Genomic DNA, 24,914 nt, shown 5'->3' with positions numbered 1-24,914 from the left:
CCAGAAACAGCCTGCCGTACGAGCGAACGGAAAGCGTCCGCCGACCGGTGGACGACGGGCGCTTTTCCGATTATCGCGATCCGCTTACCTCTCCGCCGATTTCGGCGGAATCACGCACGAATATCCGGTCGTCGGCGAAATCCGTACCTACCGCCCTTCCCGCGTCAAAAGTTCGCGCACCCGCTCCTGCAGCGCCTCCCGCGGGTACGCGTTCACCTGGGCACCCGCCATCCGCACCGGGTCGCCGAAGAAGAAGTACTCGTACAACGACTCCCGCCCGGCGAAGCTCGAGACCGACGCGTCGAACGCGAGCTTGAACAGTCGCGCGCGGTCCTTGGCGGGCAGGGTGGCCGACTGCAGGTAGGTGTCGATGTCCGGGCGGCCCTCCGCGTCGAAGTCCGATTCACCCGGTAGTGCCATTAGGCCGGACGCCGAGAACTTGCGGATGATCTCGGTCAGCCGCGGCGAGACCTTGGTGGGGTACCAGTTCCGGGCGGCGTTGAGGACTTCCCACTTGGGCAGGAAGACGCCGTCCTCGCTGAGCGCGCCGTCGGCCTCGGCCGCGCGCAGCACGGCCTTCTCGATCTCGACGTAGGAGATCAGCTCCGAGAGGTCCTGCTGGATGTGCTGGAACCCGCCGATGCCGATCGCGGCGGCGATCTCGCTGGCGAGGCCGAGGTAGAACTCGGTCTTGGCCAGCGTGCGGGTGACGACCTGGTGGGTCATCAGCGCGCCCGCGCCGGTCTCGGCGTACCAGGCGTTGCACAGTTCCGGGTGCCCGAGCAGGAAGACCCGGTCGTTCGGGACGAACACGTCGTCGAACACGACGACCGCGTCCATCTCCTCGAACCGGGACGCGAGCGGCTCGTCGAAGTGCGAGCGGCCGTGGTGGAGTCCGGCGCGGCAGAAGTACTTCAGCCCGGGCGCGTCGTTCGGGACGGCGAAGGCGTAGGAGTACGGGGCGTCCTCGGGGGTGCCGCGCAGGACGGTGGACGGGAACACGAGGAGTTCGTCGGCGATCGGGGCGATGGTGGCGAGCATCCGGGCGCCGCGGACGACGATGCCGTCCTCCCGCTCCTCGACCACCTTCGCCGAAAGGTTTCCGCCGCCCTGCTGACTCCCGGACACCGAACGATTGACCTGCGGCGGGATCAGCGTGTGCGTCGCGAGGAGATCGTTCTCGCGCGCCATCTCGTAGTACTTCTCGATGCGCTCGCCGAAGACGGGGTCGGCCTGGGAGAAGAACTTCTTCGCGGTCGAAAGCGCGGTGAGCGACGAGTTCATGTAGTCGCCGGTGCGGCCGAGGAAACCGTTGGAGTACTGAGCCCACACGGAAAACGCGGCGCGGCGGCGCTTGAGGTCCTCCTCGGTCCGCGGCACCAGGAACGAGGCGCCGACCCGCTCCCCCGTGGTCGGCGACTCGTAGGTGAGGACGTCGCGGTGCGCCGGATCGTGCTGGAGGTCGAACAGCTTCGCGTAGGTCAGCGCGTTGTTCCGGAACGCGGCGTGCTCGGCGACCTTCGAGGTCACCTTCTCGCCGTCGACGTACAGCTCCGGCGTCATCGCGTTGAGCTTGTCGAGGTACTGCTGTCCGGTGCGGGCTCCCATGTCGTGCTCCTTCTCGGGACGTCGTTGTCAGAACAGGGATTCGTGGCCTTGCGCGGATTCGTGGATGGTCGAGAACCGCCCGTCGACGAAGCCGAGCGCGTCGCCGGAGCGGTAGTCGAACTCCCGCACTTCACCGAGGAAAAGTGTGTGGTCGCCGCCGTCGTAGGCGGCCCACGGCGTGCAGTCGAACCAGCTGAGGACGCCGGCGAGCCGTGGCGCGTTCCCGCCTTCGACCCACACCGGCGCGCCTTCGGCACTCGGGCGGCCGGCGAAGTTCATCGCGAGCGCCTCTTGTTCCGCGCCGAGGACGTTGACCGCGAACGGGCGGCCTTCGAGCAGGTCGTGGCTCTTCACCGTGCGCTGGATGGAAACGAGCACGAGCGGCGGATCCATCGAGACGGCGGTGAAGGAGTTCACCGTCAGGCCGTGCCGTTTCGTCACGGCGTCGAAGGTCACCACCGCGACCCCCGTCGCGAAGCGGCCGAGACAGCCTCGAAAGAACTGCGCGGGAGGCCGATAGAGATTCGACCCCGGCGAAAAACTGGTCTCGCGTGACATCATGGGCAACCCTGCCGATTCTGTTCTATAATCGAACAGCTAGTTCAACTATCGAAATGGATCGTATACGATGGTTTCGGACTCCCGCAAGACCGCGAGCTCGTCCCAAACGCTCAGCCGCGGCATCCGTGTCCTCGAAGTACTTGCCGACGCGCAGGAAGCGCTCAGCGTCGATCAAATCGCCGAACGGCTCGGCGTCCACCGGTCGATCGCGTACCGGCTCATCCGCACGCTCGAGGACCACGGGCTCCTCACCCGGGAGCCCGCTGGGAAGTACGAACTCGGCGCGCGGCTGGCCGCGCTCGCGGCGGGGATCAAACACGATCTCCAAGCCGCGGCTCTGCCCGAGCTGACGGCGGTCGCGAACGAGCTCGGCATGACGTGTTTCGTGGCGGTGATGGACCGCGAAGAGTGCGTGACCCTGGTCAGCGTGGAACCCCGGCACGCTGTCGCGTCCGTCGCGCAGCGCCCGGGGTCCAGGCATCCGTTCACCGTCGGCGCCCCCGGCCGGGCGATCCTTTCCCAGCTCCCATCGGAGGATTGGCCGGAGGAAATACGGGAAGTGGCCGCCCGCGGCTACGCGGACAGCCATGGCGAAGTGATCGAGAACCTCAGCGCGGTCGCGGTGCCGCTCCCCCTGCGCGGTCACGACCCGGCGGCGCTCGCGGTCGTCTACCTGTCCAGCGCGCGCACCCCCGCCGAGCTCGCGGAGCGGCTCAAGGCGGCGGCGAAGGCCGTCCGTGACGCTCTTGGCGGGTGAGCGTCACGGACGACTGATCACTTGCCGAAGCGAAGCGGGCTGACCGCCTGCTCGGCTTCGTGGTCCGGCCCGAGCGGAATCCCCGAGCGGTCACGCAGCAGCAACGTGGCGATGAGACCGACGACAGTCATTCCCGCCAGGTAGAGGGCCACGGACATCGACGTCCCGGTCGCGCCGACCAGCGCGGTGGCGATCGTCGGTGCGAACGCGCCACCGAGGATCGCGCCGAGCGCGTAGGAGATGGAGACACCGGAGAACCGGATCGACGCGGGGAACAGTTCCGCGTAGAACGCGGCCTGCTGGCCGTAGGTGAACCCGAGACCGATGCTGAGAATGATCAGCCCCAGTGCCAGCAGCACGACGTTCCCGGTGTCCACCAAGGGAAAGAGGACCGCGACGCCGGCGAGTTGCGCGATCCAGCCCATCACGTAGGTACGCCGCCTGCCGATCCGGTCGGAGACCGCGCCCGCCGCCCACGTGGAGAGCAGCCAGGTCGCCGCCGACGCGGTCACCGCCCACAGCACCGGACCGCGGTCGAGTCCGATCGGCCCCTTCGGGTTGGTCGCGTAGTTCTGGATGTAGCCGCCGGTGGTCATGTAGCCGACGGCGTTGTTGCCCGCGAACACCAGCGCGGCCACCAGGACGAGCACCGAATGCTTGCGGAACAGCTGGACGATCGGGGTCCGGGTCCGCTCACGGCGTTCGGCGATCTCCCGGAAGACCGGACTCTCCTCGACACGGCGCCGGACGTAGTGACCGACCAGGATCAGCCCGACGCTGAGCAGGAACGGGATCCGCCAGCCCCAGTCGAGGAACGCCTGCCCGGGAACGAGCAGGCTGGTCAGCGCCAGGACGCCGGAGGCAAGCAGGAGGCCGAGCGGGACACCGATCTGCGGCGACGCGCCGAAGAGTCCCCGCCGGTTCGGCGGGGCGTGCTCGACGGCCATCAGCACGGCGCCGCCCCATTCACCGCCCGCCGAAACTCCCTGCAGGATCCGCAGCAGGATCAGCAGGACCGGCGCGAGGACACCGATCTGGTCGAACGTCGGGAGCACGCCGATCAGCGTGGTCGCGGCGCCCATCAGGATCAGGGTGAGCACCAGGACGACGCGGCGGCCGTACTTGTCGCCGAAGTGCCCGGCGAGGAAGGCACCGAGCGGGCGGAACAGGAAGCTCACGCCCACGGTGGCGAAGGAGACGAGGGTGCTGTTCGCCCCGAGACCGGAGAAGAACAGCTTTCCGAAGACGAGACCGGCCGCGGACGCGTAAACGAAGAAGTCGTACCACTCGACGGTGGTGCCGACGACGGTCGCGAACGCGACCCGGCGCCGGTCGGAGGGCGGTGAGGCGGTCCGGCCGGAGGTGCGCTCATCCTGCGCTGGATTCGACACTTTGGCTCCTTTGACGTAGGCCTGACGCGAGTGGCGGCCCGCTGGGATCCCGGGCGAGGCGAAGGCCACTCGGTGACCGCCTTGCCACTGTGGCACGGAATCATATACGTTATTAGATACGAAGCAAGGGTCGAGGAGTTCAGGGAAACATGGACACTTACGAGGCAACGGCGCCCTCCGGACGCGGGTCCGGTCCGCTGGGCACCCGGCCGGGCAAGATCATCGCCGTCCATCTCAGCTACGCGTCACGGGCCGAGCAGCGCGGGCGGCGTCCGGCGAACCCGTCGTACTTCTTCAAGCCGTCGAGCTCGCTCGGCACGTCCGGGGGCACGGTCGAACGCCCGGCGGGGACCGAACTGCTGGCCTTCGAGGGCGAGATCGCCCTGGTCATCGGCACCACGGCCCGCTGGGTCAAACCGGACAAGGCGTGGGACCACGTCGCCGCGGTCACCGCCGCGAACGACTTCGGCCTCTACGACCTGCGCACCGCGGACAAGGGCTCCAACGTCCGGTCCAAGGGCGGCGACGGCTACACCCCGCTCGGCCCCGGTCTCATCGACGCGCGCGACGTCGACCCGTCGTCACTGCGCATCCGCACCTGGGTGAACGGCGACCTCGTGCAGGAAGACACCACGGCCGGGCTGATCTTCCCGTTGCGGCAGTTCGTTTCCGACCTCTCCCAGCACTTCACGCTCGAACCCGGCGACGTCATCCTCACCGGGACCCCCGCCGGTTCCACCGTGGTCTCCCCCGGTGACGTGGTCGTGGTCGAGGTCGACGTTCCCGGCACTTCCGCCAGCAGCGGACGGCTCCACACCACCGTCTCCCAGGGAATCCGGTCCTTTTCGGACATCGGCAGCCTTCCCGAGGTCGACGACAAGCAGCGCGCCGAAGCCTGGGGCACTCCCTCGAACGAACCGGTCCCACAGGACGCGCCCGCTCTCGGCGAAGAGCTTCGCGCCAAGCTCCTGCGCGCACCTGTCGCCGGCTTGTCGGCTCAGCTGCGCAAGCGCGGGCTGAACAACGTCGCGATCGACGGCGTGCGTCCCAACCTGCCTGGCTCGAAGATCGTCGGCACGGCGAGGACCTTGCGTTTCGTCCCGAACCGCGAGGACCTCTTCAAGTCCCACGGCGGCGGCTACAACGCGCAGAAACGCCTCTTCGACTCCGTCGGCAACGGCGAGGTCATCGTCATCGAGGCCCGGGGTGACCGGGGTTCCGGGACGCTCGGGGACATCCTGGCGCTGCGGGCGCGGTATCTCGGCGCCGCCGGGGTGGTCACCGACGGCGGCGTCCGCGACTTCGACGCCGTCGCCGCGACCGGCCTCCCGGTGTTCTCGCAGGGCGCGCATCCGGCGGTCCTCGGCCGCAAACACGTACCGTGGGACACCGACGTCGCGGTCGCCTGCGGCGGGGCCACCGTGCTGCCCGGCGACATCATCGTCGGCGACGACGACGGGGTGGTCGTCATCCCGCCGAACCTGGCCGAAGAGATCGTCGACGCGACGCTCGTCCAGGAGGACGAGGACGCGTGGATCGCGGAGCAGGTCGGCAAGGGCCGCGCGATCGAGGGGCTCTTCCCGCTGAACCCGTTGTGGCGGGAAAGGTATGAGGCATGGCAGAAGAAGCAGTGAAGACGGCCAGCAAGTCCGAACTCGCCTACGAGTGGCTGCGTGAGCGGATCGCCCGGCACGAGTACGGACCCGGCTACCGGCTCGTCCTCGCCGAGATCGCCGGCGCGCTCGACATGAGTGTCGTCCCGGTGCGCGAGGCGATCCGGCGGCTGGAGGCCGAACGGCTGGTGACCTTCGAGCGCAACGTCGGCGCGCGCGTGGCCATGGTGGACCAGAACGAATACGTCCACGCCATGCAGACCCTCGGCGTGGTCGAAGGAGTCGCCACCGCGCTGTCCGCGCCGGGACTGTCCGAAGAGGACATCGCGAAGGCACGCCGGGTGAACGAGCGGATGATCGCCCTGCTCGACCACTTCGACGCGCACGAGTTCACCGCGCTGAACCAGCAGTTCCACTCGCTGCTCTTCGAATGCTGCCCCAACCCGCAGATCCTCGAACTCGTGCACCAGGGCTGGACACGGCTGTCCGGACTGCGCGACTCGACCTTCGCCTTCGTCCCCGACCGCGCGCACCGGTCGGTCGAAGAGCACGAACAGATCCTCCGGCTGATCTCCGAGAAGGCCGACCCGCTCGACATCGAATTCGCCGCGCGCAATCACCGCTGGGCCACCATGCAGGCCTTTTTGGACGCTCGAGAGCGCGCGAACCGCTGACTGAGGAGGACTTTTGACCACCACGACTCCCCGGCCGATCCCGGACGGTGTCCCGGAGCGGATCCGGCACTACATCGGCGGCGAGCTCGTCGATTCGGCCGACGGCGCCGTCTTCGACGTGCTCGACCCGGTGACCAACGAGGTCTACGTGCGGGCCGCCGCGGGCAAGAAGGCCGACATCGATCGCGCCGTCGCCGCCGCGCGGAAGGCGTTCACCGAGGGACCGTGGCCGAAACTGGTTCCGCGCGAGCGATCCCGGGTGCTGAACCGCATCGCCGATCTCGTCGAATCGCGGGACAAGCGGCTGGCCGCGCTGGAGAGTTTCGACTCGGGGCTGCCGATCTCGCAGGCGCTGGGCCAGGCCCGACGGGCCGCGGAGAACTTCCGGTTCTTCGCCGATCTGATCGTCGCGCAGGCCGACGACACCTACAAGGTGCCCGGCCGCCAGGTCAACTACGTCAACCGCAAGCCGATCGGTGTCGCCGGGCTGATCACGCCGTGGAACACGCCGTTCATGCTCGAGTCGTGGAAACTCGCCCCCGCGCTGGCGACCGGGAACACCGTGGTGCTCAAGCCCGCCGAGTTCACCCCGCTTTCGGCGTCGCTGTGGGCGGAGATCTTCGAGGAGGCCGGGCTGCCCCCGGGCGTGTTCAACCTCGTCAACGGTTTCGGCGAGGACGCCGGCGACGCGCTGGTGAAGCATCCGGACGTCCCGCTGATCTCGTTCACCGGCGAGAGCGGCACCGGCAGCCTGATCTTCGGGAACGCAGCGCCGTTCCTCAAAGGACTGTCGATGGAGCTGGGCGGCAAGTCGCCCGCCATCGTCTTCGCCGACGCCGATCTGGAGACCGCGATCGACGCGACGATCTTCGGCGTGTTCTCGCTCAACGGCGAACGCTGCACCGCGGGCAGCCGGATCCTGGTCGAGCGCGCGATCTACGACGAGTTCGTCGAACGCTACGCCGCGCAGGCCAAGCGCGTGGTCGTGGGCGACCCGAGCGACCCGGCGACCGAGGTCGGCGCGCTGGTGCACCCCGAGCACTACGACAAGGTCATGAAGTACATCGAGATCGGGAAGACCGAAGGCAGGCTGGTCGCCGGTGGCGGCCGTCCGGACGGTTTCCCGGCCGGGAACTACGTGGCGCCGACGGTGTTCGCCGACGTCAAACCGGACGCCCGGATCTTCCAGGAGGAGATCTTCGGCCCGGTCGTCGCGATCACGCCGTTCGACAGCGAAGAAGAGGCGCTCGAACTCGCGAACAACACGAAGTACGGGCTCGCGGCCTACGTCTGGACCAACGACCTCAAGCGGGCGCACAACTTCGCGCAGTCCGTCGAGGCCGGGATGGCGTGGCTCAACTCGAACAACGTCCGTGACCTGCGCACGCCGTTCGGTGGCGTCAAGGCGTCCGGGCTGGGCCACGAGGGCGGCTACCGCTCGATCGACTTCTACACCGACCAGCAGGCGGTGCACATCAATCTCGGCGAGGTGCACAACCCCGCCTTCGGCAAGCGCTGACCGTTCCTCCGTCCACAAAGGATGCTGTCATGAACCCGATCCCCACGCCGTCGTCGCCACCGCCGGACGTCCTGCGCTGCGCGTACATGGAGCTCGTCGTCACCGATCTGGCCCGCTCGCGCGCGTTCTACGCCGACGTCCTCGGCCTGACGGTGACCGAAGAAGACGACACCACGGTCAGCCTCCGCACGATCGACGAGTTCATCCACCACAACCTCGTGCTGCGCCAAGGCCCGGTCGCCGCGGTCGCGGCCTTCTCCTACCGGGTCCGGTCTCCCGAGGACCTGGACAAGGCCGTCGCGTTCTACACGGAGCTGGGCTGCCGCGTCGAACGCCGCGAAGACGGCTACACCAAGGGCATCGGCGACTCAGTACGCGTGCAGGACCCGCTCGGCTTCCCGATCGAGTTCTTCCACGACGTCCAGCACGTCGAGCGGCTCGGCTGGCGCTACGACCTGCACCTGCCGGGCGCACTGGTGCGGCTCGACCACTTCAACCAGGTCACCCCGGACGTCCCGCTCGCGGTGAAGCACATGGAAGACCTCAATTTCCGTGTCACCGAGGACATCCAGGACGATCAGGGCGTCACCTACGCGGCCTGGATGCGCCGCAAGCCGACCGTGCACGACACCGCGATGACCGGTGGTGACGGACCGCGGATGCACCACGTCGCGTTCGCCACGCACGAGAAGCACAACATCCTGTCCATTTGCGACAAACTCGGCTCGCTGCGGATGTCGGACCACATCGAACGCGGCCCCGGCAGGCACGGCGTCTCGAACGCGTTCTATCTCTACCTGCGCGACCCGGACGGGCACCGCGTCGAGATCTACACGCAGGACTACTACACCGGCGACCCCGACAACCCGGTCGTCACCTGGGACGTGCACGACAACCAGCGCCGCGACTGGTGGGGCACGCCGGTGGTCCCGTCCTGGTACACCGACGCGTCGCTGGTGCTCGACCTCGACGGCAAACCGCAGCCGGTGGTCGCGAGGACCGAGGAGAGCGAACTGGCGGTCACCATCGGCGCGGACGGCTTCTCCTACACCCGCAAGGGTGACGACGACGGGGAACTGCCTGCCTGGAAACAAGGCGAGTACAAACTCGGCAACCAGCTCTGAGGCGGGATCATGCTCGAACAGGAAACCATCACCGCGATCGCCGACGAACTGGCGGCCGCCGAAGCGGCCCGCGAGACGATTCCGCTGCTGACGGCGCGCTATCCGGACATGACCGTCGAGGACTCCTACGCCGTGCAGAACGAGTGGCGGCGCCGGGGCATCGAAGCGGGGCGCCGTCCGGTCGGCCGCAAGATCGGGCTCACGTCGAAGGTCATGCAGGCCGCCACCGGGATCACCGAACCGGACTACGGCGCCATTTTCGCGGACATGGTGTTCGAGAACGGCTCCGTGATCGAGCACGGCCGGTTCTCGAACGTGCGCATCGAAGTCGAACTGGCCTTCGTGCTCCGTGACTCGCTTTCCGGTCCGGACGCCACGGTGTTCGACGTCCTGCGCGCGACCGAGTACGTCGTACCCGCGCTGGAGATCCTGTCCTCGCGCATCGAAATGGCGGGACGGACGATCGTGGACACGATCAGCGACAACGCGGCCATGGGCGGGATGGTCTACGGCGGCAACCCGGTCGCTGTGGACGCCGTCGACCTCCGCTGGGTCTCGGCACTGCTGTACCGCAACGAAACCATCGAAGAGTCCGGCGTCGCCGCCGCGGTGCTGAACCATCCCGCGAACGGTGTCGCCTGGCTGGCGAACAAACTCGCGCAGCACGGCGACAAACTCGACCCGGGTGACATCGTGCTGGCCGGATCGTTCACCCGGCCGATGTGGGTGCACCCCGGCGACACCGTGACCGCCGACTACCGGGACCTGGGGGCGATCACATGCCGCTTCGTCTAGCCCCCACGTTCCGGGAGCGGCTGGCCGAGGCCACGCGGCCGCAGATCGGCATGTGGGTCACGTCGGGCAGCCCGGTCGTCGCGGAGATCTGCGCGGGCTCCGGGCTCGACTGGCTGCTGGTCGACACCGAGCACTCCCCCGTCGGGCTGGAGACGGTGCAGTCGTTGCTGCAGACGATCGCCGCGTACCCCATCACCCCGATGGTGCGCGCCCCGTCCGGCGACGCGGTCGCGCTGAAACGCCTGCTCGACCTGGGCGCGCAGAACCTTCTCGTGCCGATGGTCGACAGCGCGGACGAGGCGGAGGCCGTCGTCCGGGCAGTGCGGTATCCGCCGCGAGGCGTGCGCGGTGTCGGCAGTGCTCTCTCACGCTCCGCACGCTGGAACCGAGTCGAGGGCTACCTGACGAACGCCGACGATTTCACGTCGTTGTTCGTCCAGATCGAGTCCACGGCGGGTGTCGCGGCCGCCGCCGAGATCGCCGCTGTCGACGGCGTCGACGGCGTGTTCGTCGGACCGTCCGATCTGGCCGCCTCGATGGGGCTGCTCGGACAGCAGACGCACGCAGACGTCACGGCGGCCGTCCTGGGCACGTTCGAATCAGTCCGGGCGCAGGGTAAGCCGGTCGGGGTCAACGCGTTCGACCCCGCGCAGGCGCGGCGCTACCTCGACGCCGGCGCTTCGTTCGTGCTGGTCGGTGCGGATGTTTCCTTGCTGGCGCAGGGTTCGGAGGCCCTGGCGCGGCAGCATTCGGGGTGAGTCGGGTGGCGTTGGTCGTGGGTGGCAAAGAGGGTTATTGAGGGGAAAGTCGAACGTGTAGTGTTCAGGCGGGATGGGCGCTCACGTGTGATCGGGCGGCGATCACCCGTGATCAGAGACGGATCACGGGTGATTGAAGCCGGATCTCGCGTGAACGGGCGACACTCACGGAGTTCGGCGTCTGATCACGCGAGATCCGTCTCTGATCACGCGAGTCACGCCCTCGCTCACCTTCGGTTCAGCCACAACGCCACCTTTGCCCTACCCCTCAATAGAACACGAATCGCCACTCACGAAACCCTCGACCCAGCGCCGAGCGAGGGTCTCCGTGATTGCTACCCGCTTTCGGCTTCGAAATCGGCTTTGCGGCGGGCCAGGTAAGCGGGCCAGTCGGCTCGTGCCGCGACCACGTCGGCGATGGACAGTTTGATGACGCCGCAGCCGCTGAGCGAGCACGCCCGCGGCGTGCTCGCGTCGATGAGGGAAATACCGCCGATCTCATCGCCGTCGTCGATGTAGGTGCAGAGCACCGGGTGAAACGCGCAGTCCTCGTAAATGTCACCTGGCTGAATCTCGCCTGGCTGGTCCTTGATCACGCTGATGATGCTAGACGGGGTGGCCGGAGCGTCGGGTTCGAACGGTTCTGAAGGTGTGGGCGTGCCGAGGGGCCCGTCGCCGGTGTGGCGGGCGGGCTCCTCGGGTCACACACGGGTATTACGCCGGGATCGTCGTAACGGATCCAAATACTGCGGCGGGATGAACTCCGGTAACCCGTCAGCCGCCATGCGGACTTCCCAATCACCGTGATGGATCAGCCGGTGGTGAAAGCCGCAGAGCAGCACGAGGTTGCGGAGGTCGGTGGGTCCGCCGTCTGCCCAGTGGTGAATGTGGTGGGCGTGGCAGTTCTTCGGCCGCCGATGACACCCGGGGAACGCACACCCCCGATCACGGATGTTCAAAGCGCGGCGTTGGCCGGGGGTGACGAACCGTCTCAGTCGTCCCACGTCCAGGGGCTCACCGGCGGCGTTGAGCACGACGGGGAGCATGAGGCAGTCGCAGGCCGCCATCCGTGCCTCGCGGGCCGTCATCTTTCCAACGAAGTCCACGCACGCCGTGCCCAGACCGGTCTTCAGTTCGTCGAGGCCGATGGTGACGTGGATCAACGTCCGGTAGCCGCTGGTCCCGGGCTGATCCGGGCACGCGATCGCGAGGTCCACGAGCTCGGCCCAGGCGTCGCCCTGGCGTTCGGCCTTGGTCCGCAGGTCCGCTTGGCCGAACTCGTCGATCGGACGGGGTGTGGCGTGAGCTTCGAGGGCGGCGGCGGTGCGGGCCCCGGTCTCGTCGTCGACGAGGCCGTTCAGTTTCCAGTAGCCGTCTTTGCGGCGTTCCAAGGTCAGCTCGCGACGAGGCTGCTTCGGTTCGGGGTCTTTGGGTTCTTTGCCGTCGGGGTCGAGCCAGCCCAGCAGTTGGTCTCCGAGGTCCGATATCTGCTGGGGTCCGGCCTTCCGGGCGAGGTCGGCGAGGGTTGTCTCCGCGTGCTCCCGATCCTCCACCGATATCTCGGCGGGGATCTTCCGGAGGATCTCCACGATCTGCTTGATCCGTTCCTCGCCGATCGCACCGTCGGCCGCCGCCACACTGGTGGCGGGTGCGAAAGCCGGGACCTCCGTTCCATCCAGGGCCCGTGTGGGGTTCAGATCGATTGCGCGATTCACGTACGGCCGCGCTTCACCCTGGCTCAGTCCGGCGATATCGGCGAACCACGCCACCGTCGTCCCATACCCGAACAAATCCTTGACACCCCGAGACTCGACCTCCGCCAGATACCGCCCCAACCCGGCGGAGGCGACCCGCATCACCTGCAAGAACTGCTGCACGCCATGGGCAAGCTCCAGCTTGCCAGCGCGCCACAACTCCTGCGGCAACTCGGGAACAAAGGTCTCGGACACCTCTCCATAATACCAAATCTATCGAACAGGTGTTCGTACTTTTACGCAACAACAAAACGCGCATTTACCCACTGACGAGTGATTCGACGAAATCGACCGATTACTTGGCGCGAGCACCTATCGCCACTCACGACCACCTGTACCGACGCCCTCCCGCGGCGCCTCACCCTTCGACGACCAGCTCCCCCACCCGCGGATTCGCCGGGAGCCGAAGCGCCGCAACAACCCCGCCCACCGCGACCAGACTGATGAATCCGAACACGACACCGAACGCCACCGTGGGCCACGCCCCGAGACCCGCCAGAACCGCGCCGGTCACCGCGACCCCCGCGACCGCGCCCACCTGCCTCACCGTGTTGAACAGACCCGACGCACCGCCCGCCGCGCCCGGTGCCACGGACGCCATCGCGATGGCGGACAGCGGCGACCAAGCCATCGCGTTGGCGGCGCCCAAAAGCGCCGCACCGACCGTGATCCACCAGGGGTTCAGCTCCAGGACGACCACAACGCCTATCAGCACCAGGCTCACCAGAAGCAGGCTCATGCCGAGGATGGCCGGCCGACGTCCTCCCACCCGGTCGACCCAGCGGCCGGCCGGTGGCGACAACAGGATCGCGACGACGGCGTCCGGTGCCAGGACCATCGCCGCTTCGATCGGTCCGAAACCGCGCGCCTCTTGGATGTAGAGCATGGTGGGCAGTGCCATCGCGAGGACCGTCGCGCCGAGGGACGCCATCGCGAGGCTCGCCGACAGGTATCCGGATGAGCGGTAGAGCCACAGTGGCGCGAGCGCGTCGGCTCCTTCGCTGCGTTCCCGGAAATAGAAACCGATGAGCAGGGCAACGGCGAGGACGGTCATGGGCAGCGAAAGGGAGTTCCAGGACAGCAGTGCCCACACGAGAAGGCTCAGACCTGCTGTGCTCAGCACGGCACCGACGAGGTCGAAACGCGCGACGCCTCCGCGACTACCCGGAATCAGGCGAATCCCCATGACGACGGCGATGGCGCAGAGGGGCACGTTGACCCAGAAGATCCAGCGCCAATCGAGGCTCGCCGTCAGCAATCCGCCCAGAATGGGGCCGAGCAAGGTGGCGGCGGCCGCGACAGAGCCCCAGATACCGAAGGCGCGGCCGCGCTCGTCTTCGGCGAAGAGCCGCCGGATCAGCGTGAGCGGCTGCGGGGACATCGCGGCCGCGGCCAGGCCTTGCAGGATCCTGAAGGCGATGAGCCATCCGATCGAGGTCGCGAGCCCGCACAGCGCGGAGGCGACGGCGAAGCCCGCCATGCCGAACAGATAGACGCGCTTCGGATCGAAGAGGTCACCGAGTCGCCCGGCGACCAGCAACGGAACCGAAAACGCGAGCAAGTATCCCGCTGTCACCCAGAACAGCGCGGCGACGTCCCCGCCGAGATCGGCCTGGATGCTCGGACTCGCCACCGCGACGATCGTCGTGTCCAGCAGGAGCACGAAGAATCCTGCGAGCAGGGCGACGAGGCCACCCCATTTGGACGAAGTCACCACCGCTCCCCCAGTACGTGCATACCAATCACGATAGAGCCACAGACCCCGTCCGTCGTAACAAGGCCAGTCCGCCCCACGAGTTGTAAGCCGACGGTTTCGGCGAGCTGCGAGGGAGACGATCTTGAACCGGGCGGGTTCTGTGTGGTTCTGGTCTTTGCTCGGCGCCTTCATCGCCGCCGCCCTCGGCACCGCGATCAATTTCGCGACCGACCTCAAGACCAGTTTCCTGGCCTGGGGTTTCGTCGTCGCGTTCACCCTCGCGACCGGGATCGTCAGCGCCATCTCCCAGGTCATGACCCGCCGTGATGGCAGTGGCTCGAAAGCCTCGACCACGACGAACGTCTACAACGTCCAGCATTCACAGGTCAACGTCTGGCTGGTGTTCCTGATCCTGGGCGTCTCGGGTTCCCTGCTGGCGGCCATTTTCGTGGGTGTCCACTTCGCGGGTTCCATCCAGACCGCCGGAACCCCGCTTCCCGCCGCGACCGAACCGCGCCCGGCGCCCCCGCCCTCGTCGACCACCACCACGCTTCCCGTCCCCACCACGACTTCCACCGTGCCCCGGCCCGTCGTGAACGAGGACATCACCGAGTTCGTCACCGGCTACTACCGCTTGATGCCGGACACCCGGGCGGGCTGGCCGCTCATCGGACCGAACCTCCAGCGCCGCGGCCTGACCGATTACGAAGCCCATTGGGGCAGGATCAGCGCTGTGGACGTCCACAGCGCGTCGGCCACTTCCGCGACGACCGTCCGGGTCCGCGTCACACTGCACTACCGCGACGGCCGCGCCTCTCTCGAAACCCACGAACTGACGGTCGTTCCCTGCGACGGCCACCTCTGCATCGACGCCGACACCCTTGTCCGTGGGAAGTAGCGATCGCGGTTAGGGTCCTGCCATGACCGCTCTCCCGCGCGGCGGCCGCCCCGCCGAGGCCTTGGTCGCCGTAGAGGCGAGCATCGAGGATCGCTGGCGGCTGTTCCTCGCTGAATACGGCGTCGCCGCCGGGACGAAAGAGGAAACCGACCTCGCCGAAATGGTCGTCGCCGACACCTCCGCGTTCGAATGGCGGGTGGTCGACGCCGCTCTCATCCGGCTGTCGTGCGCCGAATGCGGCGGCGAGCTCGGCGCGGGTCCCACGAACTGCGGAAACTGCGCCCAGGCCGACGGTTTCCGGTTCGCGGCCATCGAAATCGACAGGCCCGCGACACCGCCGGGTACCGAGCACGGGCTCCGCGTCGCCACCGCCGTCGCCCGCTCCCGGCATCGCTACGGAGTCCGTGCCCGCTGTGGTTTCGAACTCGGCCTTCCGGGGCTCCTCGAGGGTGAACTGCCCGGCACGCCCCAAGCGCAGGCGTGCCGGGCGGCGATCAACAAGCTCACCGAAGAGGAGTGCGAACGCGTGACGTCCTTCGAAGAGGTCGTCAGGCTCAGTAATCGTCGCGTCCGGTGAACTGCTGCTCCAGCAGCTCCGCCGAGCCCGCGACGAGTTCGAGCGGGTCGGTGAACTCGTTGATGTCGAGGTTCACCAGCGGCAGGGAATGGCGCAGCACCAGGTGTTCGCCCATGATCACCAGTCCTCCGACGACGATCGTGTTGCCGATCTCGGTCAGCACGGTCGCCAGGTCGACCTCGTCGAGCCGCGCGAACGGCGTCGCGATCTGCACCCAGTCCTCGCGGCGGTCGAAGATCTCCCGCGCGATGACGACCGTTTGAGCGCGCTCTTCGTAATCGTCGTCGCCGTAGGACAACCGGATGCGGATTTCGTCCGGTTCGTCCTTTACCACCCGGTATTCGTGCCTTACGAACGCGACCAGATCGGCCCATTCCGCCATGAATTCAGTCTCCCTCGCAGTCGAAGATCAAGACTAGCGACAACGGGAGTGACGGAACCGGCTTCAGCCCGACATCACCCGGACAGCTGCGGTCCGTGCGTGTTCCAATGCCGAAAACGTAGCCCCGTGGAGTGAAGCGAGCGTGCCGAGCGTCCCGTATTCGAGACGGGTGGGACTCGGCGGGAGCGCGGCCCGCACCGGTTCCAGGAGTGCCGGATGACAGCCGACCGGACCGCCGAGCACCACGAGTTCCGGATCGACGACGGCGGTGATCGACATGATCGCCCGCGCGACGGCACGTCCGATCGTCTCGGTGTCGCCCTCGTCCAGCATCCGCAAGGCCACCGCGACATCGTTCGATCGTGCGCCCGCACCACCGATTCCGGCGGCGAGCTCGGCGGAGAGCGTGCCCGGACCGGCGCCGGGCAGATACCCGATCTCCCCCGCCAGTCCGTGTGCGCCGCGGACCAGCCTGTCGCCGATGTACAACCCGACACCGAGACCCGCGCCCACGTAGACATAGGCGAAACTCGACACCCCGGCGGCACCACCGGCGCGTTGTTCGGCGAGCGCGGCGAGGTTGACGTCGTTGTCCACCAAGACCGGCGCCGTCACGATGCTGGCAAGGATGTCCGCGGGGCTCAGGAGACCTTCGGGGAACGGCGAAGCCGGGACGGCGATGACGTCGTGCGTCTCGGGGTCGACCGGGTTGGCCATCGAGACGGCGACCGCGCGCAGCACCCCTTCCCTCGCTTCGGATACCGCGTCGGACACGACCGAACGCAGGGCGGCGGCCACCGCTTCGACATCGCCCACGACACCGGCCGGGCGTTCGTGTTCGCGCAGCACCGCACCCGCGAGGTCGGCCGACCACGCCCGCACCCCGGCCTTGCCGACCTCGATGGCGAGCACCCAGCCCGCCGACGGTCCCAGTTCGTAGAAGGTGCCGACCCGTCCGCGGCGCCCGGTCTCCTGCGCCCCGGCCGCTTCCAGCAGACCGCTTTCGGTCAGCCTGCGCACGGCTTCGGAGACCGTCGGCTTCGACAACCCCGTCGTCGCGGCGAGCTCGGCCCTCGTGACCCTGCCCCGGGTCACGACCTCCTCCAGCAGACGGCGGTCGGTGGCCTCACGCAGGACGGCTTGCGGCAACGGCACCCTTGCGCTCCCCTCTTTCGCCGGTCTACCTTGGCAGGACGGTTCTAGTTAGGTGACCTTACCAAATCACTGGAGGTCCAGCGATGACCCTGACCACCGAACTCCCCGCGGACGTCCCCGCCGCCATCCGCGAGACCAAGGCCCGGCTCCGCGCCCGCATCGGAGACGTCGCGGACGCGTTCGCCAGGGCCGAGGAACTGATGCGCGCCGAAGTGGCCGAGATCGTCGCCCTCCGCGAAAGCGGCGAGGAGATCTGGCCGATCATCCGGTTCGAGGACGTCGCCGGCGGCACCGTGCCGGAAGACCTGGTCGCCGCCGTTCGCCGGCGCGGCTGCGCGGTCATCAAGAACACCTTTCCCCGCGAGCGGGCCGAGGCGTGGGACCGTGAACTGGCGGACTACCTGGAGCGCAACGACTTCGAGAAGGCGTATCGCCGTTTCGACGACGGCGTGTTCGGCGGTCTCGCCGCGGGCAAGCCCGCGATCTTCCCGATCTACTGGTCACGGCCGCAGAGGGAGGCGCGCGCAGACGCCAACATGGTCGCGGTACGCGGCTTCCTCAACGGCTTCTGGAAGCACGAATCCGAGGGCCGGGTGTGGTTCGACCCCACTCGCGACACCGCCTATCCCGATCGCGTCCGCCGTCGTGCTCCCGGCACGAGCTCCGACGGCCTGTCACCGCACACCGATTCCGGCTCGGTCGAACGCTGGCTGCTTCCCGCCTACCAGAAGGTGTTCCGCCACGTCTTCGACGGCGACGTCGAGGCGTACGACCCATGGGACGGCGCTTACCGGACCGAGGTCCACGAGTTCGCCTCCACGGTGATGTGCTCCGCGTTCCGCACCTTCCAGGGCTGGACGGCGTTGTCCGACATGCGGCCCACCGAGGGTGTCCTGCACGTCGTCCCGATTCCGTCCGCGATGGTCTACCTGCTGCTGCGCGCCTTGCAGGACGACGTCGCCGACGACGACCTCTGCGGCTCGGCGAACGGGGAAGCCCTGCCGGTGAACGAACGCTGGCACGCACCGTTGCTGCCCGCGCTCACGCCGATCCCGGAGGTCGGGCCCGGCGACACCGTCTGGTGGCACGGGGACGTGATCCACTCCGTCGCCGGGGTCGAGGACCAGCAGGGCTGGGGCAACGTCATGTACATCCCCGCGAGTCCGTACTGCGAGAAGAACGCCGCGTACGCCGCGCGATGCGACGAAGCGTTCCGCACCGGTGCGAGCCCTGGCGATTTCGCGCCCGAGAACTACGAAACCGGCTGGGCCTGAAACCTCGTGAAGCCCTGCCACCCCACCGAACACCTTCCCCCTAATGCTTAAGCATCAACGGAAAACTCTCCAACCCCCGAAAGCTCACGTTCCCCCGCCAGCGCAACTCCCCCTCATCCACCATCTCAATCCTCCGATACCTCCCCAGCAATTCCCGCAACACCGTCGCCGCTTCCATCTTCCCCAGCGCCGCACCCAAGCAATAATGCGGCCCACCACTAAACGCCAGATTCTTCACCGCGCCCCGAGTAACATCCAACCGATCCGGTTCCGGATACCGCTCCGGGTCCCGACAAGCCGCACCGAACAACAACATCGCCTTGGACCCCGCCGGCAACACCGCCTCGCCAAGCCCCACCGGCTCGTCCAGCAGCCGCGACACGATCTGCACCGGAGCGTCGTATCTCGTCAGCTCATCCATCGCACCGGGGATCGAGTCCGGATTCGACCGCAGCAGCTTCAACTGGTCCGGGTGGCGCAAGAGCGCGAGCAACCCGTTCCCGATCAGGTTCACCGTAGTCTCATGACCGGCCACGAACAGAAACAGGATGTTCGCAATGATCTCGTGGTCACTCAGGCGTACGCCGTCCACCTCAGCGTGGGCCAGCAGCGACAGAATGTCCTCCCGGGGTTCGGCCCGGCGCCGGTCCAGCTCCTCCTTGACGTACTCCCGGAACTCCGTCTCCGCCCGGTTCATCTCCGCCGAGTCCTCGACGGTGATCGCCGGGTCGATCACCCGGCTGATCTGTTCGGTCCACAGGCGGAACTGGTCCCGATGCTCCGTCGGGAGACCCAGCAAATCGCAGGTGACCGTGACCGGCAGCGGCAGGGCCAGGTCGGCGATCAAGTCTGTGGGCCCCTCGCCGACGGCGTCGAGGAGGCGGTTGGTCTCCGCCGCCACCCTCGGGCGGAGGCGGTCTACCGCGGCGCGGGTGAAGACTTTCCCGATCACCGCGCGGATCCGCCGGTGCGCGGGGCCGTCCAGCATCAGCATCCAGCTTCGCACGCTGCTCACCAGCGGGCTGTCCGGGCCGCCCCGCCGTTCGGTCCAGCTCTGGCTCCGGTAGAACTCGCTGGACACGCCGGGCGCGGACAGCACGGCATCCACGTCGGCGTAGCGCGAGAGCACCCAGAACCCGAAGTCCGACTGGTGCACCGGATCGGTCTCCCGCAGCTTCCGGTACACCGGGTACGGATCGGTGCGTACCGCGGGGTCGCGGGGGTCGAACAGTGTGCTCATCTCGTCTCGTCCCTGGTCAGATGGCGCGGATCCGGTGCACGAACTCGGTCAGGTCCGCGGCGGAGGCCCGGCCGCTCTCGCCTGCGAAGCCGGTGACCAGCCGCACCAGCGCGTCGTAGGCCTCGGTGTGGTCGTACGACGTGGCGTCGGCGACCTTCATCGACCACCGCCAATAGCCCTTGAGCGTGTCGGCCAGCGGCATCCGGAACGTGGCCAGCACGTCCTTCAGGTCCGCCACCGTCGCGCCGAGTCCGTGGCGCTCGACGTAGGCGCCGACGAGTTCGCTGTAGAACGCGAAGTGCCGGGCTTCGTCACGGGCCAGCCGGTGCAGCAGATCGCGCAGCACCGGCTCCGCAGCGACCGCCTTGAACCGCTGGTAGAACAGCTGCGTCGCCTTCTCCTGCACCAGCGTGTAGGTGAACGCCTGCACCGGCGTTTCATAGGGCAGCGCGAACTTCTTCCGCCCCTCCTCCGCCAGCTCCCGCATCAGCGTGTCCGGATCGCTGATGCCCGCCTCGATCTGGTACCTGGTCAGCACCGAGGCGTGCCGTTCCTCGTCGTTGGCCCAGGAGATCAGGAACCGGAAGTACTCCCGGTTGAAGCAGAACTCCTCGATGGCCTGATCGCCGCCGGAGACCGGGAACGCTTCGAGGAAATACGTGAGGTACCCGGGAATGTGGTCCTCGATGAAGGTGATGAACCGGACCACCGAACTGTCGGTCTCGGTCAGCTCCTCCGGGCGCAGCGCGTCCCACGCCAGATCGTCGACCGACCACTGCCGGGCGCCCGCGCGGCTGACCGCGAAGCCGGCCAGCCGCCGCATCTCCTCCGGCGGCAGTCCCGCACCAATGCCGGGCTCCGCGGCCGGGTTCATCGCACCTCCGTCGGGCCCATGCGCGATTTGACCGCGGTGAACGCGTAGTGCTTGGTGGTGTAGCCCCAGCCCGCGTTCGCCGTCTGCAGGTATCGGACCAGCGGTTCGCTCATACCGGGCGCGACCTCTTCGACGCGCTCGCGCCGGGCGTGCACGCGTTCCTCCCACTGCTCGATCGTGCGGTGGTAGTGCGCGGTCAGGTCGGTCAGCCCGGCGAGGCTGAACCCCGCCGCCTCCATCGCCTCCACCAGCACCGACGCGGGCACCATGTCGGCGAAGCCGAAAATGCCGTCGGTGACGTGCACGGTGCCGGGCCGCCGGGAGAACTCGCGGTAGGTCTCGTGGTCGCGGAAACAGCTTTCCGACACGTACAGCGACCCGTTCCGCCGCAGCAGCCCGCGAACCTTGCGCAGCACGTCGGTCCGGTCGGGCATGTGCACGATCGAGCCCAGCATGGTCACCGCGTCGAACGGCCCGGGGACCTCGACGCCGGTGAAAGCCCCGGGCACCAGCGTGACCAGTTCGGAGACGCCCATTTCTTCCGCGCGCGCCCGGATGAAGTCCGCCTGCGGTCCGGACGGCGTCACACCGGTCACGCGGCAGTCGTATTCCTGTGCCATGAACAGCAGCAGGCTTCCCCAGCCGCAGCCGATGTCGAGCAGCCGCTCCCCGCCGCGCAGGCCGAGTTCGCGCGCGACGAAGCGCAGTTTGTTCGTCTGCGCGTCGTCGAGGTCGGTGTGCTCGGCGTCGTACAGCCCGGAGCTGTACTTCAACCGCTGGTCCAAATAGAGCGCGAACAGCTCCGGCGGCAGCTCGTAATGCTGGTTCGTCGCGTCGCGCGCCTGCTGCGGGGTCGTCGCGGTCATGACCCCGCCAGCTCGTCTCCGATGCCCTTCCGCACCAGCTCGACCAGTTCGTCGACGGTCTTGACCGCGAAGATCTGCTCGTCCTCGAACTCGACGTCCCACCGGCGTTCCAGTTTGGACACCACGCGCAGCATCTTCATCGAGTCCGCGCCGGGCAGGTCCCGCAGGACGTCGTCGGCGGCGATGTCGGCGGCCGGGATCTTCAGCTCCCCGGCGAGGGTCTCGGCGGTCGCGGCCGCGATCTCCTCGCGGGTGATCGTGTCGGTGCTCATGATTCTCCTGTTCCGTGGTCGAAATAGTGGCTGACGCGGCCGAACGCGGCCTCGTCCAGATCCATCAGGTCCTTCGCCTGTTCGGAGCGGATCGGCTGGAAGGTGCCGCGCGCCATCACGTGCACCTCGCCGTCCGGTCCGGTGATCTCGGCTTCGGTGTGCAGCACGCCGTTGCCCTGTCCGGCGATCCGCGCGGCCGTCGTGTACGGCACGTCGACGCGCAGCGGCAGCAGCATCCGGCTGCTCAGGCTCACCGAGAACGCGAGCATGCCGTGCACCAGCGCGAGAGTGTCGCCCATGACCTCGTCCAGCAGCACGTGCACGATGCCGCCGTGCACGATCCCCGGGTAGGACGCGTAGTCCGGCGAAAACACTGTCACCGCACCGAATTCGCCGTTCGACAGCTTCCGCATCCGCAGTTTGAGGCCGACCGGGTTGCGCGGCCCGCAGCCGAAGCAGTTGAACGACGGTTCGGCGTGCCAGGGGAATTCGATCTCCTCCCCCGGCAGAGACGACGCGACGGTCATACCGCGGCCGCCTCGGCCTTGATCGACTCCTCGGCGATCGCGCGCCGGACGTCGGCCATTTTCGTCAGCTTGTACCCGGTGATCGTGGAGAAGTACTTGAACAGCTGCTCGCAGCACTTCGCCCACTCTGCGCCGTCCTCGTCGACCTCGGCGAAGTAGGCGAACATCTCGTCGATGGTCTCGTGGCCCTCCAGCTCGGGCAGGTTGCCCTTGAAGCGGCTCACCGGGTGGCGGTACAGGTCGCGGGTGGTGCCCATGTAGATGTAGAGGGTTTCGACCACCGAAGCGAGTTCTTCGGGCCGCTCGGCCAGCTGCTGCGCCGTGTAGTACACGAATTCGCGCGCGTGCCGGGCTTCGTCGCCGCTCGCTTTGCGCAGGATCTCCGCCAGCACCGGCTCTTCCATGCTGCGCGCCACGCACTTGTAGGCGTGGGTGGCGAGCACCTCGCAGATCACGTTGGTGGCCAAGGTCGCCGCCCGGGTGACGCCCGGCGGGTACGCCTCGCGCATCGACGCGATGGTGCGGTGCTCGATGCTGTGGCCCGCCAGCTGCAACCAGGTCTGGAACGCGAGGTGGTGCTGGATCTCCTGGTAGCCCCAGATGCAGGTGAACTGCGAGAAGTCGTAGTCCATGCCGAACTCGTTGAGCAGCCCGTGCGTCGCGGCGACCACATTGGACTCGCCGATGATCGCGCCCTTGGCGAAGACCACGTGCTCGGGCCGCACCGCCTGCGGGGTGAAATCCTGCCACGGGATGTGGTGCATTTCCCAGGTGGCGTGCTGGTATTCGGCGAAGATGCGGGCACTGTGCATCTGCTCGTCGGCGAGCAGGGGCACGCCGGCCCGCGAAGTCGTCCTGGTGTTCACACTCGTTCTCCTTGCGCGTCGGGTGCGGTCTCGGAAATTTCGGCCCGGTCCTTGGCGCCCGCAGTACCCGCAGTGCCTCCAGCGCCCTCGGCGAGGAGCCGCGCGGCCAGGACCCGCTGCCATTTCCCGCTGGTGGTGCGCGGGATCCAGCGCGGTTTGACGGGGTAGACCGCCACCCGCGGCAGGTCCACCTCGGCGGCGATCCGCCGACGGACCGCCTCGCTGACCGTGGCGGCGTCTTCGGCGGTCTCGACGATCACGCCGATCCGTTCGCCGCCGTCGTCGTCGGTGTCAGCGAAGGCGACGCACCGGCCGCGGTAGATCCCGGGCACGGTCCGGGCGACGGTCTCGACGTCGTCGGGGAAGAAGTTCTGGCCGTGCACCACGACCATCTCCTTGCGCCGCCCGGTGACGTACAGCTCGCCGTCCCATTCGAAGCCGAGGTCGCCGGTGCGGAACCAGCCGGAGTCGAACGCCGCGGCGGTCGCTTCGGGGTCACGGAAGTAGCCGGTGGTCACCGCTTCGCCGGTGATCTGGATTTCGCCCAGTTCGCCGTCGGCGGCGACGGCCCCGTCGTCGCGCATCACCCGCAGCTCGATGCCGTGCACCGCGCGGCCGACCGAAACCACCGGCTTGGCCGCGCCCGCGGATTCGGGCACCGGACGCGCGAGGCCGGTGCCGCTGAGCTCCTGGCGGTCCACCGCGCGGATCTGCGGGAGGGAACCCGGGCTGGGGTAGCTGATCGACAGGGTGGCTTCGGCCATCCCGTACACCGGGTACATCACCGACGGGTCCACGCCGCCGGGCGCGAAGGCTTCGGCGAACCGGCGGACGGTCGCCGCGCTGACCGGTTCCGCGCCGTTGAAGGCCAGCCGCCAGCTGGAGAGGTCCATGGCGGCCAGCCGCTCGGCGGGGACGCGGTCGACGAGGTAGTCGTAGGAGAAGTTGGGGCCGGTCATCACGGTGCCGCGGTGCTCGGCGAAGTGCGCCAGCACCGCTTCCGGGCGCCGCAGGAAGGTGGTCGGCGCGAAGACGTGCACGTCCGCGCCGTTCAGCCAGTGCGACTGGACCCCGATCAGTCCCATGTCGTGGAAGGTCGGCACCCACTGGAGGAACACGTCGTCGGGGCTGAACGCGCCGGAGACCACGCAGCCCCGCAGTCCGGCCATGGTCGTGGCATGCGGCAGCATCACGCCCTTGGGCAGGCTCGTGCTGCCCGAGGTGAACTGCACGACGGCCAGCGAGTCCGGTTCGACGGTCGGCAGCGAGCGCGCGTCGCCGGTGCCGTGCGGGTCCGGCGGCGGCACCAGCGCCACGCCGGTGCCGAGGTCCCGCAGCGCCTCGCCGAGTTCGGCGTAGCCGGGGTCGAGCACGAGGTTGCGCATGCCCGCGGCGGTCACGATGCGGGCCAGCCGCCGCGCGGTGTTGGGCACGTCCGCGAATCCGGCCTGCACCGGCAGCACGCTCACCGCGGCCCCGGCGCGCCAGAGGCCGAAGATCGTGGTGAAGAAGCGGGCCGCGGTCGGCACCAGCACGCCGACCACGTCGCCGGGGCGCACCCCGGCGCGGAGGAACTCGTGCGCGGCGGCGGTGGCGGCGAGGTCCAGTTCGGCGGCGGTGATCCCGTCGCCCGCGGTGGGGAACCTGGCGTGCGCCTCGGGGGTCGATTTCGCCAGCAGGGCAAGGCTTTCGCCAAGTGTGTCCCCGGCCAGCCGGGCGGTTCGCATGGGTGG

General features: G+C 68.1%; 25 protein-coding genes. 10 read left to right on the top strand and 15 right to left on the bottom strand.

What is annotated here, in order from left to right; genetic code table 11:
* Positions 1-147 precede the first annotated feature (147 nt).
* Positions 148-1,608 carry a 4-hydroxyphenylacetate 3-monooxygenase, oxygenase component gene (gene hpaB, locus ACLJRM_RS21305; RefSeq protein WP_410664071.1) on the bottom strand — a complete coding sequence of 487 codons (1,461 nt, stop codon included), beginning with the start codon at positions 1,606-1,608 and terminating at the stop codon, positions 148-150.
* Positions 1,609-1,635: 27 nt separating this feature from the next.
* The gene (locus ACLJRM_RS21300) at positions 1,636-2,166 is read right to left on the bottom strand and encodes a flavin reductase family protein (protein WP_410600979.1); all 531 of its coding nucleotides are present in this window, start codon (positions 2,164-2,166) and stop codon (positions 1,636-1,638) included.
* 70 nt (positions 2,167-2,236) lie between these two features.
* On the opposite strand from ACLJRM_RS21300, the gene ACLJRM_RS21295 reads away from it, so the two are divergent.
* Entirely contained in the window at positions 2,237-2,926 is a 690-nt protein-coding gene (locus ACLJRM_RS21295; RefSeq protein ID WP_101608208.1) for an IclR family transcriptional regulator, read from the top strand.
* Positions 2,927-2,943: 17 nt separating this feature from the next.
* Here the strand turns inward: ACLJRM_RS21295 and ACLJRM_RS21290 are convergent, their stop codons facing one another.
* A complete protein-coding gene (locus ACLJRM_RS21290; protein WP_101608209.1) occupies positions 2,944-4,317 on the bottom strand; it encodes an MFS transporter in 1,374 nt (457 codons plus the stop codon).
* Positions 4,318-4,466: 149 nt separating this feature from the next.
* On the opposite strand from ACLJRM_RS21290, the gene ACLJRM_RS21285 reads away from it, so the two are divergent.
* Genes ACLJRM_RS21285 through ACLJRM_RS21260 form a run of 6 tightly spaced genes read left to right on the top strand, consistent with a single transcriptional unit; the run spans position 4,467 to position 10,800 of the window.
* The gene (locus tag ACLJRM_RS21285; RefSeq protein WP_410664070.1) at positions 4,467-5,951 is read left to right on the top strand and encodes a fumarylacetoacetate hydrolase family protein; all 1,485 of its coding nucleotides are present in this window, start codon (positions 4,467-4,469) and stop codon (positions 5,949-5,951) included.
* Positions 5,933-6,604, top strand: a complete 672-nt coding sequence (locus ACLJRM_RS21280; protein ID WP_101608211.1) for a GntR family transcriptional regulator — start codon at positions 5,933-5,935, stop codon at positions 6,602-6,604. The genes ACLJRM_RS21285 and ACLJRM_RS21280 overlap by 19 nt, the downstream gene beginning before the upstream one ends.
* Before the next feature lie 13 nt (positions 6,605-6,617).
* Positions 6,618-8,123, top strand: a complete 1,506-nt coding sequence (gene hpaE, locus ACLJRM_RS21275) for a 5-carboxymethyl-2-hydroxymuconate semialdehyde dehydrogenase (protein ID WP_410664069.1) — start codon at positions 6,618-6,620, stop codon at positions 8,121-8,123.
* Positions 8,124-8,152: 29 nt separating this feature from the next.
* Positions 8,153-9,247, top strand: coding sequence for a 3,4-dihydroxyphenylacetate 2,3-dioxygenase (gene hpaD / locus ACLJRM_RS21270; RefSeq protein WP_174720415.1), 1,095 nt, complete (start codon positions 8,153-8,155; stop codon positions 9,245-9,247).
* Between the two features lie 9 nt (positions 9,248-9,256).
* Entirely contained in the window at positions 9,257-10,042 is a 786-nt protein-coding gene (hpaH, locus tag ACLJRM_RS21265) for a 2-oxo-hept-4-ene-1,7-dioate hydratase (RefSeq protein ID WP_410664068.1), read from the top strand.
* Complete coding sequence (locus ACLJRM_RS21260) at positions 10,027-10,800, top strand: HpcH/HpaI aldolase family protein (protein WP_410664067.1); 774 nt, start codon at positions 10,027-10,029, stop codon at positions 10,798-10,800. Before hpaH ends, ACLJRM_RS21260 begins: the two co-directional genes overlap by 16 nt.
* 335 nt (positions 10,801-11,135) lie before the next feature.
* On the opposite strand, the gene ACLJRM_RS21255 is transcribed toward ACLJRM_RS21260, so the two are convergent.
* The 3 genes from ACLJRM_RS21255 to ACLJRM_RS21245 form a co-directional block, all read right to left on the bottom strand.
* Positions 11,136-11,396 (bottom strand): hypothetical protein, encoded by a 261-nt coding sequence (locus ACLJRM_RS21255; RefSeq protein ID WP_410664066.1) that lies wholly within the window; start codon positions 11,394-11,396, stop codon positions 11,136-11,138.
* Between the two features lie 105 nt (positions 11,397-11,501).
* On the bottom strand, positions 11,502-12,749 hold the full coding sequence (locus ACLJRM_RS21250) for a DUF222 domain-containing protein (protein WP_410664065.1): 1,248 nt from the start codon (positions 12,747-12,749) through the stop codon (positions 11,502-11,504).
* Between the two features lie 163 nt (positions 12,750-12,912).
* On the bottom strand, positions 12,913-14,268 hold the full coding sequence (locus ACLJRM_RS21245) for an MFS transporter (protein WP_410664064.1): 1,356 nt from the start codon (positions 14,266-14,268) through the stop codon (positions 12,913-12,915).
* 124 nt (positions 14,269-14,392) lie between these two features.
* On the opposite strand from ACLJRM_RS21245, the gene ACLJRM_RS21240 reads away from it, so the two are divergent.
* A complete protein-coding gene (locus ACLJRM_RS21240; RefSeq protein WP_410664063.1) occupies positions 14,393-15,148 on the top strand; it encodes a serine/threonine protein kinase in 756 nt (251 codons plus the stop codon).
* Between the two features lie 22 nt (positions 15,149-15,170).
* Positions 15,171-15,725 carry a hypothetical protein gene (locus ACLJRM_RS21235; protein WP_410664062.1) on the top strand — a complete coding sequence of 185 codons (555 nt, stop codon included), beginning with the start codon at positions 15,171-15,173 and terminating at the stop codon, positions 15,723-15,725.
* On the opposite strand, the gene ACLJRM_RS21230 is transcribed toward ACLJRM_RS21235, so the two are convergent.
* Entirely contained in the window at positions 15,703-16,107 is a 405-nt protein-coding gene (locus ACLJRM_RS21230) for a hypothetical protein (RefSeq protein WP_410600969.1), read from the bottom strand. The two genes, ACLJRM_RS21235 and ACLJRM_RS21230, sit on opposite strands and share 23 nt — an antisense overlap.
* Before the next feature lie 63 nt (positions 16,108-16,170).
* A complete protein-coding gene (locus ACLJRM_RS21225) occupies positions 16,171-17,262 on the bottom strand; it encodes an ROK family protein (protein ID WP_410664061.1) in 1,092 nt (363 codons plus the stop codon).
* 83 nt (positions 17,263-17,345) lie between these two features.
* Here ACLJRM_RS21225 and ACLJRM_RS21220 point away from each other — a divergent pair, with 83 nt between their 5' ends.
* Positions 17,346-18,536 carry a YbiU family protein gene (locus tag ACLJRM_RS21220; protein ID WP_410664060.1) on the top strand — a complete coding sequence of 397 codons (1,191 nt, stop codon included), beginning with the start codon at positions 17,346-17,348 and terminating at the stop codon, positions 18,534-18,536.
* Positions 18,537-18,576: 40 nt separating this feature from the next.
* On the opposite strand, the gene ACLJRM_RS21215 is transcribed toward ACLJRM_RS21220, so the two are convergent.
* Genes ACLJRM_RS21215 through ACLJRM_RS21185 form a run of 7 tightly spaced genes read right to left on the bottom strand, consistent with a single transcriptional unit; the run spans position 18,577 to position 24,908 of the window.
* Positions 18,577-19,776: a cytochrome P450 gene (locus ACLJRM_RS21215; protein ID WP_410664059.1), complete on the bottom strand. Its 1,200-nt coding sequence runs from the start codon at positions 19,774-19,776 to the stop codon at positions 18,577-18,579.
* 16 nt (positions 19,777-19,792) lie between these two features.
* A complete protein-coding gene (locus ACLJRM_RS21210) occupies positions 19,793-20,650 on the bottom strand; it encodes an acyl-ACP desaturase (protein WP_410664058.1) in 858 nt (285 codons plus the stop codon).
* The gene (locus ACLJRM_RS21205) at positions 20,647-21,516 is read right to left on the bottom strand and encodes an SAM-dependent methyltransferase (RefSeq protein WP_410600964.1); all 870 of its coding nucleotides are present in this window, start codon (positions 21,514-21,516) and stop codon (positions 20,647-20,649) included. Before ACLJRM_RS21205 ends, ACLJRM_RS21210 begins: the two co-directional genes overlap by 4 nt.
* Positions 21,513-21,788 (bottom strand): acyl carrier protein, encoded by a 276-nt coding sequence (locus tag ACLJRM_RS21200; protein WP_395882574.1) that lies wholly within the window; start codon positions 21,786-21,788, stop codon positions 21,513-21,515. Before ACLJRM_RS21200 ends, ACLJRM_RS21205 begins: the two co-directional genes overlap by 4 nt.
* The gene (locus ACLJRM_RS21195; protein ID WP_410664057.1) at positions 21,785-22,315 is read right to left on the bottom strand and encodes a PaaI family thioesterase; all 531 of its coding nucleotides are present in this window, start codon (positions 22,313-22,315) and stop codon (positions 21,785-21,787) included. Before ACLJRM_RS21195 ends, ACLJRM_RS21200 begins: the two co-directional genes overlap by 4 nt.
* Positions 22,312-23,181, bottom strand: a complete 870-nt coding sequence (locus tag ACLJRM_RS21190; RefSeq protein ID WP_101607305.1) for a ferritin — start codon at positions 23,179-23,181, stop codon at positions 22,312-22,314. The genes ACLJRM_RS21195 and ACLJRM_RS21190 overlap by 4 nt, the downstream gene beginning before the upstream one ends.
* Positions 23,178-24,908 carry an AMP-binding protein gene (locus ACLJRM_RS21185; protein WP_410664056.1) on the bottom strand — a complete coding sequence of 577 codons (1,731 nt, stop codon included), beginning with the start codon at positions 24,906-24,908 and terminating at the stop codon, positions 23,178-23,180. The genes ACLJRM_RS21190 and ACLJRM_RS21185 overlap by 4 nt, the downstream gene beginning before the upstream one ends.
* Positions 24,909-24,914: the final 6 nt, after the last annotated feature.

The sequence above is a fragment of the Amycolatopsis sp. lyj-84 genome, from assembly GCF_046549075.1.
In the GTDB taxonomy this organism is placed as follows: domain Bacteria; phylum Actinomycetota; class Actinomycetes; order Mycobacteriales; family Pseudonocardiaceae; genus Amycolatopsis.
Note: the sequence above shows the minus strand (reverse complement) of the source record. Positions and strands in the feature narration are given on the sequence as shown.

What these genes read in the sequence shown, in the direction of transcription:
- hpaB (WP_410664071.1), bottom strand. Translation starts at nt 1,608, where the DNA reads ATGGGAGCCCGCACCGGACAGCAGTACCTCGACAAGCTCAACGCGATG.
- ACLJRM_RS21300 (WP_410600979.1), bottom strand. Translation starts at nt 2,166, where the DNA reads ATGTCACGCGAGACCAGTTTTTCGCCGGGGTCGAATCTCTATCGGCCT.
- ACLJRM_RS21295 (WP_101608208.1), top strand. Translation starts at nt 2,237, where the DNA reads ATGGTTTCGGACTCCCGCAAGACCGCGAGCTCGTCCCAAACGCTCAGC.
- ACLJRM_RS21285 (WP_410664070.1), top strand. Translation starts at nt 4,467, where the DNA reads ATGGACACTTACGAGGCAACGGCGCCCTCCGGACGCGGGTCCGGTCCG.
- ACLJRM_RS21280 (WP_101608211.1), top strand. Translation starts at nt 5,933, where the DNA reads ATGGCAGAAGAAGCAGTGAAGACGGCCAGCAAGTCCGAACTCGCCTAC.
- hpaD (WP_174720415.1), top strand. Translation starts at nt 8,153, where the DNA reads ATGAACCCGATCCCCACGCCGTCGTCGCCACCGCCGGACGTCCTGCGC.
- hpaH (WP_410664068.1), top strand. Translation starts at nt 9,257, where the DNA reads ATGCTCGAACAGGAAACCATCACCGCGATCGCCGACGAACTGGCGGCC.
- ACLJRM_RS21260 (WP_410664067.1), top strand. Translation starts at nt 10,027, where the DNA reads ATGCCGCTTCGTCTAGCCCCCACGTTCCGGGAGCGGCTGGCCGAGGCC.
- ACLJRM_RS21235 (WP_410664062.1), top strand. Translation starts at nt 15,171, where the DNA reads ATGACCGCTCTCCCGCGCGGCGGCCGCCCCGCCGAGGCCTTGGTCGCC.
- ACLJRM_RS21230 (WP_410600969.1), bottom strand. Translation starts at nt 16,107, where the DNA reads ATGGCGGAATGGGCCGATCTGGTCGCGTTCGTAAGGCACGAATACCGG.
- ACLJRM_RS21220 (WP_410664060.1), top strand. Translation starts at nt 17,346, where the DNA reads ATGACCCTGACCACCGAACTCCCCGCGGACGTCCCCGCCGCCATCCGC.
- ACLJRM_RS21215 (WP_410664059.1), bottom strand. Translation starts at nt 19,776, where the DNA reads ATGAGCACACTGTTCGACCCCCGCGACCCCGCGGTACGCACCGATCCG.
- ACLJRM_RS21210 (WP_410664058.1), bottom strand. Translation starts at nt 20,650, where the DNA reads ATGAACCCGGCCGCGGAGCCCGGCATTGGTGCGGGACTGCCGCCGGAG.
- ACLJRM_RS21205 (WP_410600964.1), bottom strand. Translation starts at nt 21,516, where the DNA reads ATGACCGCGACGACCCCGCAGCAGGCGCGCGACGCGACGAACCAGCAT.
- ACLJRM_RS21200 (WP_395882574.1), bottom strand. Translation starts at nt 21,788, where the DNA reads ATGAGCACCGACACGATCACCCGCGAGGAGATCGCGGCCGCGACCGCC.
- ACLJRM_RS21195 (WP_410664057.1), bottom strand. Translation starts at nt 22,315, where the DNA reads ATGACCGTCGCGTCGTCTCTGCCGGGGGAGGAGATCGAATTCCCCTGG.
- ACLJRM_RS21185 (WP_410664056.1), bottom strand. Translation starts at nt 24,908, where the DNA reads ATGCGAACCGCCCGGCTGGCCGGGGACACACTTGGCGAAAGCCTTGCC.